Source organism: Staphylococcus delphini (assembly GCF_900636325.1).
Taxonomy (GTDB): domain Bacteria; phylum Bacillota; class Bacilli; order Staphylococcales; family Staphylococcaceae; genus Staphylococcus; species Staphylococcus delphini.
Genome location: NZ_LR134263.1, coordinates 2083436 through 2094785, shown reverse-complemented (window position 1 = coordinate 2094785; position 11350 = coordinate 2083436). Strand labels below are relative to the sequence as shown.

Annotated in this window: 9 protein-coding genes and 1 pseudogene; 4 read left to right on the top strand and 6 right to left on the bottom strand. The window is 38.0% G+C overall.

Features of this window, described 5'->3' with window-relative positions; genetic code table 11:
* Nucleotides 1–35: 35 nt before the first annotated feature.
* The 3 genes from EL101_RS09830 (at nt 36) to EL101_RS09820 (ending at nt 4176) form a co-directional block, all read left to right on the top strand.
* Nucleotides 36–839: a TerC family protein gene (locus EL101_RS09830; RefSeq protein ID WP_096598293.1), complete on the top strand. Its 804-nt coding sequence runs from the start codon at nt 36–38 to the stop codon at nt 837–839.
* A gap of 309 nt (nt 840–1148) precedes the next feature.
* On the top strand, nt 1149–2801 hold the full coding sequence (locus EL101_RS09825; protein WP_096598291.1) for a S1C family serine protease: 1653 nt from the start codon (nt 1149–1151) through the stop codon (nt 2799–2801).
* A gap of 16 nt (nt 2802–2817) precedes the next feature.
* A complete protein-coding gene (locus tag EL101_RS09820; protein WP_096598289.1) occupies nt 2818–4176 on the top strand; it encodes a TrkH family potassium uptake protein in 1359 nt (452 codons plus the stop codon).
* A 182-nt stretch (nt 4177–4358) separates the two neighbouring features.
* Here the strand turns inward: EL101_RS09820 and dltD are convergent, their stop codons facing one another.
* Genes dltD through dltX form a run of 5 tightly spaced genes read right to left on the bottom strand, consistent with a single transcriptional unit; the run spans nt 4359 to nt 8503 of the window.
* On the bottom strand, nt 4359–5501 hold the full coding sequence (gene dltD, locus EL101_RS09815) for a D-alanyl-lipoteichoic acid biosynthesis protein DltD (RefSeq protein ID WP_096598287.1): 1143 nt from the start codon (nt 5499–5501) through the stop codon (nt 4359–4361).
* Entirely contained in the window at nt 5498–5734 is a 237-nt protein-coding gene (gene dltC, locus EL101_RS09810) for a D-alanine--poly(phosphoribitol) ligase subunit DltC (protein WP_019167122.1), read from the bottom strand. The genes dltD and dltC overlap by 4 nt, the downstream gene beginning before the upstream one ends.
* A 12-nt stretch (nt 5735–5746) precedes the next feature.
* Complete coding sequence (dltB, locus tag EL101_RS09805) at nt 5747–6964, bottom strand: D-alanyl-lipoteichoic acid biosynthesis protein DltB (RefSeq protein WP_096598285.1); 1218 nt, start codon at nt 6962–6964, stop codon at nt 5747–5749.
* On the bottom strand, nt 6961–8415 hold the full coding sequence (dltA, locus tag EL101_RS09800) for a D-alanine--poly(phosphoribitol) ligase subunit DltA (protein ID WP_096598283.1): 1455 nt from the start codon (nt 8413–8415) through the stop codon (nt 6961–6963). Before dltA ends, dltB begins: the two co-directional genes overlap by 4 nt.
* Before the next feature lie 19 nt (nt 8416–8434).
* Nucleotides 8435–8503 (bottom strand): teichoic acid D-Ala incorporation-associated protein DltX, encoded by a 69-nt coding sequence (dltX, locus tag EL101_RS13840; protein ID WP_394356362.1) that lies wholly within the window; start codon nt 8501–8503, stop codon nt 8435–8437.
* 415 nt (nt 8504–8918) lie between these two features.
* Between dltX and EL101_RS09790 the strand changes: the two genes are divergently transcribed.
* Nucleotides 8919–10436, top strand: a complete 1518-nt coding sequence (locus tag EL101_RS09790) for a bifunctional metallophosphatase/5'-nucleotidase (protein WP_096598279.1) — start codon at nt 8919–8921, stop codon at nt 10434–10436.
* Nucleotides 10437–10525: 89 nt separating this feature from the next.
* Here EL101_RS09790 and EL101_RS13870 read toward each other — a convergent pair.
* Nucleotides 10526–11317 (bottom strand): annotated as a pseudogene (locus EL101_RS13870) (SdrD B-like domain-containing protein); the annotation flags it as partial.
* Nucleotides 11318–11350: the final 33 nt, after the last annotated feature.

The following is an 11350-nucleotide window of genomic DNA, read 5'->3' as shown; positions in this document are numbered from 1 at the left end:
TGTGCCTATATAAAAATTGAAGGAGTGGTCTGTGAATGGATCCGAGTTTGTTATTATCTTATGGATGGGTCGTATTAGTACTTGTATTTTTAGAAGGACTATTGGCTGCAGATAATGCAATTGTTATGGCTGTTATGGTAAAACATTTACCACCAGAACAACGTAAAAAAGCACTATTTTATGGTTTGTTAGGCGCATTTGTTTTCCGTTTAATCGCATTATTCTTAATTAGTATTTTAGCGAATTTCTGGTGGATTCAAGCGATCGGTGCGGCATATTTAATTTATATGTCAGCGAAAAACTTATATGACTTTTTCAAACATAAAGGTGGAGAACTCGAACAACCTGACAACGATGATCATCATTATGACGAGTCAGGTGTTGAGAAAAAAGTGAGTGCGAAAGAATTTTGGGTCACTGTCCTCAAAGTTGAAGTTGCAGATATTGCTTTTGCGATTGACTCGATGTTAGCTGCATTAGCGATTGCTGTAACATTACCGAAGATTGGTGTGCATTTCGGGGGGATGGATGCAGGTCAATTCGCGGTAATGTTTATCGGTGGTCTAATCGGTGTAATTTTAATGCGTTTTGCTGCAACATTCTTTGTAGAGCTACTGAACAAGTATCCTGGCCTTGAAGGTGCTGCCTTTGCGATTGTCGGATGGGTCGGAATTAAACTTGTCGTACTCGTCTTAGCACATGAAGATATTGGTGTGATTCCACATGACTTCCCACATTCTACATTGTGGCAAATCATTTTCTGGACAGTGATGATTGGACTTGTACTAATCGGTTGGTTTACATCAGCAGTACGTAATAAAAAGCATGATGCATCATAATGAAATGTGAATAAGGGTGTTTGACTTAGGCTGGGATATACGTTATCTTGGCCTTTCTTTATGTTTTGCTGTATTAAAGCAATAGCAATATCAGTGTTTAAACAGGGGGCGATTGCTTTGTTGTTGAATGATGCAAAGTGAAACGCGTATTTAAAATTCGATAAACATCAATATTGTCAGGTTGCGACGTATCGCAGAAAATACATCTTAAAATCATTCGAAAAGTTTGCGATATATAGGTAAATATTACAGAAATTTAAGTAGCGATATGTCATAATAGATAAAAGAGATACATAAGGAGGGCGTGCAATGGAACGAGATCAAAAACATGTGATTCCAAGGCAACATTATAAGCGCAAACGTCGCGAATATTTCCATAATGAAGAACGTGAGGAAAGACTCAAAGCTGAAGAAAAAGAAAACGCGCTCAAAGCTGAAAAGGAAAAAAAGCAAGCGAAAAATAATGAAGAACGTGTTAAAGATAATCTACGTAAAGCACGTATTGAAAAATTAACACATGACGAGGGGGATAAAAATCATCAACCGTCTGAAATAACAGCCGAAGAAAAATTCGAAAGTGCACGACCACTTGAAGAGACATCATCAGTGACGATTAATGGCAGTCAAGCGAAAGAAGCGGCGCGTACAGGTGCAGTAGCCGAAACAACGCATCAGCCAAACAAGCCGCCACATGAGACTTCAGAAACAACCACAAAGGCTGAAGATGAACAAGACCATACTGAAGACCGCCACCAAACAGAGGCGTCGAAACATCAATACACGACAAAACGTGATTGGACTGAAAAAGTCACACAATTCATCTCTAGAGAATGGGCGAAAATTTTAATTGTACTTGCGGCCATTTTAGTCTTGTTGTTATTGTTTGCTATTTTTAATAACGTCAATAAAAGTAATAATGCGAATATGAAGCAAGCACTTGAAACGCAACAGAAAGAGAAGGGGACGAATAAAAAAGTCACACAAACGATGGCAAACGCGAATACAGCTGTAAAATCTGTCGTTTCGATTGAAAATAATAGTCAGCCTACACCGGATGCAGTTCAGGATTCAGATGCTCAGGCACAAGTTGAAAAAGAAAGTGGATCGGGTGTCGTCTACAAACAAGTAGGCGACACTCTTTACATACTGACAAATGCGCATGTCGTAGGAGACCGTAAAGAACATGAACTCACTTTTGGTGACAAGCAAACTGCTAAAGCTAAAGTGATTGGTAAATATAAAATGGCTGATATTGCTGTGATGACGATGAAAGCCCCTAAAGACGATACATTGAAGCCACTTGAACACGGAGATTCTAGTGCAGTTGTATTAGGAGAACCGGTTTTAGTTGTGGGCAATCCGTTGAGTCTTGACTTCCAAAATACAGTCGGTGAAGGTATTGTATCAGGATTAAATCGTGATGTCCCAGTTGACCTCAACCAAGACAATGAGTACGATACATTGCTCAGTGCGTTCCAAGTTGATGCACCGATTAATCCAGGTGACTCAGGTGGTGCGGTAGTCGATCAAGAAGGCCATTTAATTGGTATCGCATCACTAAAAATTAACATGCCAAGTGTTCAAAATATGGGGTTTGCCATTCCAATTAACTCAGCGTTAGCCATTGCGCAAAAAATCGAAAAAGAAGGCGACATTCAACAACCGAAGACGGATATTGATATGCAAAACGTGGTAGATGTGGATAAAGTAACACGTGATGAATATAAGATTGCTCAAGATGTGTCCACAGGTGTCGTCGTTCAAAAAGTTAACGACAACAGTCCGGCCAAAAATTCTGGTTTGAAAAAAGGTGATGTCATAGTAGAATTAGATAGTAAACCTATCAAAGATAATTTGGCTTATAAACAAAAGTTAACGCAACACATTGATCAACAAAAGCCAGTGAAGTTAAAGGTCTTACGTGAAAATGAGGTGAAAGAAATCTCATTCAAATTGAAATAGTTTTGGGGTGAATGACTTGTCCATAGTCAAATTACTACTAAAAAAATCCAGCCCACAACAAGGGATTGTCTTGTATTACCTTGTCGCAATTGTCGGTGCGTTTTTGCTACTGAATCTGCCAGGTGTTCATAAACCAGGGGTAAAAGTCGCACCGATTGATACATTGTTTGTAGCGGTATCAGGTGTCAGTGTGACAGGATTAACACCAGTCAATATTTCCGAAACATATTCAGCCTTTGGATACATTGTCTTGTTGGTCATCCTTAATATTGGTGGCATTGGTGTCATGGCCATTGGTACGCTGTTATGGGTTGTATTAGGCAAGCACATTGGCATACGTGAACGTCAGCTCATTATGTTAGATAACAATAGAGAGGCGATGAGTGGGACAGTCAAACTGATTTTAGATATTGTGAGAGCGATTTTAGTGATTGAATTAGTAGGTGCAACACTGCTCGCATTTTATTTTTATCAAGATATTCATGATTTAAAAGATGCGATATTACAAGGTGTCTTCGTTTCCATCTCTGCGACGACAAATGGGGGATTAGACATAACAGGGGACTCCTTAATCCCATACGCGAACGATTACTTTGTACAAACGATTGTGATGTTTCTTATCGTTTTGGGTTCAATCGGCTTCCCAGTATTATTAGAAATTAAAGCATACATTAAAAATAGGATTCCAAACTTTCGATTTTCACTGTTTACTAAAGTGACAACGGTGACGTATTTAATTATTTTAGTTGTAGGAGTAATCGGAATTTTATTAATTGAAGCGAATGGTGTGTTCGCAAATGAATCATGGCACAAAACGTTATTTTATGCGATGTTTCAATCGGTGTCGACGCGAAGTGCAGGATTACAAACTTTTGATGTGTCACAGTTTTCAGATGCGACAAACCTTCTGATGGGTGGCCTCATGTTTATTGGTTCCTCACCAAGTTCTGTCGGTGGCGGTATACGAACGACGACTTTCGCGATTATTATCCTGTTTGTCATTAACTACAAACCGAACGCTGAAAAGTCATCTATTAAAGTATTTAATCGTGAAATTCATAATCAAGATGTTCAGCGTTCCTTTGCAGTATTTTGTATTGCGATTGTGATGACATTTGTAGGTACATTTATCATCATATTAAACGAAGGGCATCATATTGATTTCATTAAGATTTATTTTGAAATTATGTCTGCATTCGGAACATGTGGTTTATCGACGGGCATTACTTCGGAGCTCGGTAGTGTTTCAAAAGTCGTCTTGATGATTTTAATGTTTATCGGACGTGTCGGCTTGATTTCGTTTATTATTATGATGAGTGGCAATCGTGAGCCAGCGAAGTATCATTTCCCGAAAGAACGCATTCAAATTGGGTAATAATAGGAAGGGGGAAGTGTTGGAAATCCCAGCGCTTCTCCTGTTTTTTTGTATGAGGGGACTGCGATGATACAGAGTTCAATGCAACAGTCAGCCCATAGAAATAAAGAATCGCATCAACCAAATAAAAAAGCCATAGCCTGTTTTGAAAACTGACAGGTTATGGCTTTTTTAATGTGTTATTATTGGTCGATGTGTTGTTTAATATGTTGCGTCACTTCAACCCAACCGCGCCATCCGATGTGGACAGCATCACTCATGTAATAAGATTCATAGTCGCGACGTGATAAATCCACAACATGGCCGTGATGGTCTTCAATCGTTTTGACAATCTTCTCATTGACTGCTATACGTCTGTCACGTGGAAGATTAATGTGATCGTACCATTTACCATTGACAGGTATTAACACGTACTGTACATCCGCACCCGCTGCATTGAGTGTATCCACTAAAAGTGATAAATCATCATACTCAACGGATTTTAAGTGGAACTCGTGGTCACGGCTCACAGACTTTTTATGCTTTAATTTTTTCCAATACTCATCCTTGATTTGATAAGGGTTAGACTGACTGTGATGCGCCCCGTATTGATGCGCTTCTTTGTCTAATGCTTTCCAATTTAATGGTTGCTTTTGACTTTTATCGAACAGTCTCGGCAATTTACCTTGATGATGAAACGGTAAATAACTTTTCAACGCTTCCATTTTCTCAAGATGATTCGCATAAAGTGGGTTTAAGAAATGACCTTGTGCTTCGTGTGACTGTGCAAATTGTTTTAAAAAGTCGTTTTGCTTATTGTCTTTAAAATGCAATAAACGTTTGGCTAAGCGTGTTTTAATATCGTTAGAAATATTTGGGTTATTGAATATACTATTAATTTGTAACTGAGAAGCACGACCTTGGTAATTCTCTTCAGTTAAGCCATGTCTCGTAAACCATTGTGGTGATACAATGACCGTCATTTTTTTGTTTTTTAAATGGTCATATTGTGCACCTAACGTCATTAACTGAATTAAATCCGTGGAACCCCCAGTACCTACATAAAAGAGGTTTTTCGTGTGCCCCTTTAATAAGATGGCAGGTTGAAAAGGGTCCTCTTTGTTAAGCTCGCTCGAACCATATACTGGGTAGTAATGAGGGTCCTTAATCATAGCTTCTTGCACATATTGGCCTTTTAACATATCGCTATCTGTGGAGACTTGATACTTTGGCAGTTGGTTTGCGATATGAGGTGGCACAAACCATTGAGCTGGTAATATGATGAAAATACCGAATAATAGAATACTCACCAAAAAAGCAATGATGTAAGGTTGTTTTAACTTCATTTTAATTTTGCCAATTCGTTAATGATTTGATTTGGCGTACCCCAATCTTCTCTATTAAAGTCCATAATTGGTACTTCTATATCAAGTTCGTCTTGAAACGCAACTAATAATTGTACAGATTGCATTGAATCCATAATGCCTTCATCAAAAATATGAATATCTGGATTTGATTTCACAATATCATCATCGGCCACTTCTGCAATAATATCTAAAACTTTTTCATTAAATTCCATAAAACTCTCTCCTTAAATTAATTGTCCTGAAAAGATTAAAAAGCCAAAAGCGACACAGTGGAAAGTGATAACGATGCTCAATGCATTAATCACCGGGTGATCCCACTTGCCGAAACGCTTTTTACGCCATTTTTCATAGTGGTTATACAAAAAGAATAACAATGCGTGATACAAACCATACGCGACATAAAACCATTCAAATCCATGCCAAAGTCCCATAATCCCAAAGTTAAGTAAGAAAGCAAGGTTAGACACATGGAAGTTTGATTTAATGTATTTTTTCTTAGTCATAAAGAAAATAAAACGCATGTAAATACAATCACGGAACCAGAACGATAGACTCATGTGCCATCTATTCCAGAAATCTTTAATATTTTTTGCTCTAAATGGTTGGTTAAAGTTAATCGGTGTTTCAATACCATACAAGTAACTCAACGCAATGGCGAATAAGCTGTAGCCTGCAAAGTCAAAGAACAGGTAGAAACTATAGCCATACATGTATATCACGTAATCACCAAATGTATCGAGGTGACCTGTATAAGGTGTCACAAAATACTGTTGGACGAAATGCGCAATGATGTATTTGTAAAGAAAACCTATCATAATGTAATGAATCGCTTTACCAAGTAATTGTGAATAGTTGTCCATTGTCATTTCTTTATCATAATCTTTCACAAAACGGCGATAGCGATCGATAGGTCCAGAAGAAATCGTAGGGAAGAACGTAATAAATTGTACGAGTTTCTTCACGTCCACCGTTTGCTTCAATGTACCATCATGAATTTCCATAATCAGTTGCACACTTTTGAACATAATGTACGAAATACCGAGGAAACCGAACAGTTCCACGATTTTTGAGCTGTGCAAATGAAGCTGTCCAGAGCCTAGCCACGAACTTTGTAGGAGTTTGACCATAAAGAGTGGCAAGATAGACAAAATCATTGTCGTAATGTAAAGCGGTGTGGAGCGCTTGTTTGCTCTAAGGCGCTCGAAAACTTTAATAATAAGCACTTGCCAAATAATATACAAAGCAAGGCTCAGCAAATGATAACTTAAATATTTGATACCGAATAAGTTATGTTGATTGTCGGCAAATATTATGACAATCATAATCAATGTACTGATGAAATTGTAAACTTTAGATCTTTTGCCTAATAACCCAAGTATAATCACAGGTAACAGCACAATGAGCGCAATCGCAAAAAAGTGAAAGCTACTATATGGGATCATGATTGATATACCTCGTTAATTCGTTTGCGGTCGAGTTTACCATTGTTAGTCAGTGGCATCTCTTCAGCAATTTCGATTTTTTTAGGAATCATATAATCCGGCAACTCAGCTTTAAGACGGTGCTTCACTTCTTTTGGCACATCTGCTGGATCGATGTCTTCAGAATTTAATTTAACGACGCCTTTCAAGTAGGCAATTTTGTCTTTTTTATAAATTGGCACAACCAATGACGTATTTACAAATGGCAATGCGTTCATTTTAGCTTCAATTTCTTCAAGTTCCATACGATAGCCGTTATATTTAATTTGGTTGTCAATGCGGCCTTTGATAAACCACAAGTCATCTTCAAATACAGCTTTGTCACCTGAATAGTAAGCGCGTTTGTCGCCATCTTTGAAAAAGGCTTTCTCTGTTTTTTCAGGGTCTTTTAAATAACCCGCACTTACTGAATTACCAGTAATAATAAGCTCTCCTTCTTCAGTCACACTTAATGTCGTCCCTTTTCTCGGTAAGCCCACAGGAACATATTTGTGGCTATCAAGCACTGATTGCGTCACTCGAATACTTGTAATCGCAACAGTCGCTTCTGTAGGACCATACGTGTTGTATAAATAAGATTGTGGAAACTTATTTAACAATGTTTGCGCTGTATGATGACCTAACACTTCACCACAGAACAAGAATGTACGTAAGTGTGGCATGCCTGCTTCATTGACATTTGGTAACATTAAGCAAATTTCCATAAATGATGGGGTAGACACCCAAACATTAATTTTCTCGTTTTGGAACAGCTCATATAATTTTTTAGGTGCTGCAATCATTTCTTTGTTGACTAACAATAGTGTACCGCCTGAAATGAGGCACGGGTAAATCGCCATAACTGATAAATCAAATGAGAATGGTGCTTGGTTTAACCAAACATCTTTCGTGTGATATTGGTTCAATAAATCCACCCAATTTGCGAACTCTACTAAGCTCTCGTAATAAATTTTAACACCTTTAGGAAGACCTGTTGAGCCCGATGTAAAAATCGTGTAAGCAATACCATCATTTTGCATTAAAGGCAATGATGATACAGTCTCGAATGATTGAATATCTTGAATGGTAATCTCTGTCACACCTTCATAATTAAGCGGTGTATCTGTCGTGTTAATTAAAAATTGTGGTGAAACCTTTTCTATAATATGTTGAACACGGTTTGCAGGTATCGATTGATCAATTGGAACATAACCGCATCCGGCTTTAAGTGCACCAATCATACCCACTACCATAAATGGAGACATGTGGCCATAAACAATAACAGGGTTGTTGCTTGTAAGCAGTTGTGATGCTAAGCGTGAGGAATAACTTTCTAACTCTAAATAAGTTAATGATTCACTCTGATGTTGTACGGCAACTCGGTCCGGCTGAGTTTGACTGTGCTGTGAAATCATTGTTAAAACATCTTTCATGTGTCGGCTCCTTTAATGATTAAAAATCGTTGTAGATAAAAGTATTTTGTGTATCACCATTACCATAAATAAAATATAAAGTCAGCATGATTGCAAAATAGAGCAACGTTAATGCGACAGTTTTAATCGGTAATTGTTTTAATTTCATAATAAATTTTCACCTTCTGCATGATATGACATGAGGGTTAAACGTGCTCATTTAACCTAGATAAAATTAATGTAATTTAATACTTTATGAAAGTCAATTCATTTCTCGAAAAAAAGGATAAAAATACAAGAAAATAGGTCTGGAGTTGTATGAGTATGTTTTTAATATATAAAATTATAGTTTAATTAAAGATTTCTATTGAACCATATTTAAAAATAACAACTGTTTGCTTATGATAAATTTTTTCAAATGAAACGTGTTTGCATTTATTTTTGTATGCAAGGAATAATGATAGTGGGGGAATGTCGAGATATGGTAGAATACGAGTTGAATATTGAGATTTGGGGTGAAAGCAATGAGTGAGCATGATGAAATAAATATACAAATTATAGCGACTTCTGATATGCATAGCCATATACTCAATCAAACTGAACGTTCCAATATATATCGAGCAGGTACCTATATTAATGAAGTAAGACAGCAATATCCGCATGTCGTATTAGTGGACAACGGTGGTAATTTAGCAGGCAGTGTGACAGCTTTTTATTACGCCATTATTGCGCCATATAAAAGGCATCCGATGATTAAGTTAATGAATGCGATGAACTATGATGCGAGTGGCATGAGCGAAAATGAATTTAAATATGGTTTAGATTTTTTTAATCGTTCTGTCGCATTGTCACGTTTTCCATGGTTATCGGCGAATGTAGAATATGCTGTCACGCATGAACCGTATTTTTCAACACCTTATACTGTGAAGGATATTGAAGGGCTGAAATTAGTCGTGATGGGCGTGTCATCTGAAGGCTTGATGAAAAATGAAAATGTGGAAATGGAGCCTGAAGTCATTGTCGAAAGTGCGACTTTTGCAGCACAACGTTGGATTCGCTATATTTATGAAACGATAGAACCCGACTTTCTCATTGTTTTGTACCATGGTGGCTTGTCAAAATTAAGTCATGATGCAAAATCACAATTCGAAAATCGTGCAGAAGAAATTATGAAACAGGCGGGCATTATTGATTTGATGATTACGGGTCATCAACACGAAACGATTATTGAAAACGATGGGACGACGCTATATGTTCAAGCAGGTCAAAATGCTGAAAATGTCATTCATGTTAATGCGAAATTTAAAAAACGACGGAACTCTTTTGAATTGTTAGAGATGCAGCCAGAGATTGTGACATTGACGGATTATGAGGAAGATGAACGTTTATTGAACTTAACGTATTACGATCGAAAAACGATACGAAATTGGAAAAACGAATATATTATCGCGCATGAAGTGGATATGCAATTTGATACATTTCATGAGTTGTTAATCCAACCCCATCCATACATTCAATTGCTACATCAAAGTTTGAACCATGAAACGGAAATCCCATTAACATGTGTACATTTGCCCTTACCGAATACGAAAGGGTTAAAAGGGCGTTTGAAAAATGAAGATGTTTATCGTACGTATCCGCATCCCGACAAACCGATTGATCTTACATTAAAAGGGAGCGATATTAAACGTTTAATTGAAGAAAGTGTAAGTCATCTTGAATTAGAAAAAGGGCAGTGGACGTTGAAAGATACAGACCCGACACACTTTTTATTCTGGTCAGGTTTTGACTATACTGTAGATATGTCGAAGCCGATAAATGCGCGTGTTACGGATTTTGAATTGCGTGAAGATTATTGTTATCGATTGGTGACGACGGATTATATTTATCGCCATTATCGTCATCTGTTAAGTGAAGCGGTCGTGCACCAAACATTTCCAATCACGATGCCAGAGTTGCTCGTTCGAGAAATTCAAGCAAAACAAGCGCTGCAGCCTGTAACGCAAAATATGCATATTATAAGTGAAACATCGAAGGAATAGAATATAAGAAAAAAGACCCATGTCTAGCATTTCATAAAGAAACGCGACATGGGTCTTTGTGTGCATCACACTTAAATCACAAGTTGAAGTTAGTGTGATTGTTTTTTATCTTGGCGTTTTTTACGTGCAAAGAGTAAAGCACCTAAAGCAGCTAAAATACCACCAAATAATGTACCTTGATGTGATTCAGTTTCACCTGTTTCAGGTAAAGCTTTTTGTGGTTGAGATGGATTTACTTTTTCGCCATGCGTTTTTGATTGTGTAGCATCAGTTGAACTTGGTTGTTCAGGGTTCTGAGTGCTTGGTACTCCTGGATGACTTGGTTGTTCCGGAGTAGGGTTGTTCGGTTGACCTGGTTCAGAAGGTTGTTCTGGACTAGGGTTATTCGGTTGACCCGGTTCAGAAGGTTGTTCTGGACTAGGGTTATTCGGTTGACCCGGTTCAGAAGGTTGTTCTGGACTAGGATTATCAGGTTGACCAGGATCAGTCGGTTGATCTGGATCTGGGTTATCAGGTTGACCAGGATCAGTTGGTTGGTCTGGATCCGGGTTATCAGGTTGACCAGGATCAGTTGGTTGGTCTGGATCCGGGTTATCAGGTTCAGTTGGTGGCTCTGGTGTCTCTTTGTAGAAGCCGCTGTCCAATGTAAGGTCATCATTGTCACCCACAGTCACTTTTGTAGAAGTACCGTTTGAGTCGTTTTCTGCTGTACCTTGACCTGTTTGTGTTGGTGTGTAACCCTCAGGTGTTTCGAAAGTAACCGTGTATTCGCCTGGTTTAACGTCTTCAAATAAGTAGTTACCTTCATCGTCAGTTGTACGTGTACCTACAACGTTACCGTCAGCATCTTTTAATGTGACTGTTACATTAGCGATACCTGGCTCATTATCGTCTTGGATACCGTCTTTATTCGT

Bases quoted from the DNA above. Each gene is read 5' to 3' on its own strand.
- dltA (WP_096598283.1), bottom strand. From the start codon at position 8,415: ATGAAAGATGTTTTAACAATGATTTCACAGCACAGTCAAACTCAGCCG.
- dltB (WP_096598285.1), bottom strand. From the start codon at position 6,964: ATGATCCCATATAGTAGCTTTCACTTTTTTGCGATTGCGCTCATTGTG.
- EL101_RS09790 (WP_096598279.1), top strand. From the start codon at position 8,919: ATGAGTGAGCATGATGAAATAAATATACAAATTATAGCGACTTCTGAT.
- EL101_RS09825 (WP_096598291.1), top strand. From the start codon at position 1,149: ATGGAACGAGATCAAAAACATGTGATTCCAAGGCAACATTATAAGCGC.
- dltD (WP_096598287.1), bottom strand. From the start codon at position 5,501: ATGAAGTTAAAACAACCTTACATCATTGCTTTTTTGGTGAGTATTCTA.
- dltC (WP_019167122.1), bottom strand. From the start codon at position 5,734: ATGGAATTTAATGAAAAAGTTTTAGATATTATTGCAGAAGTGGCCGAT.
- EL101_RS09830 (WP_096598293.1), top strand. From the start codon at position 36: ATGGATCCGAGTTTGTTATTATCTTATGGATGGGTCGTATTAGTACTT.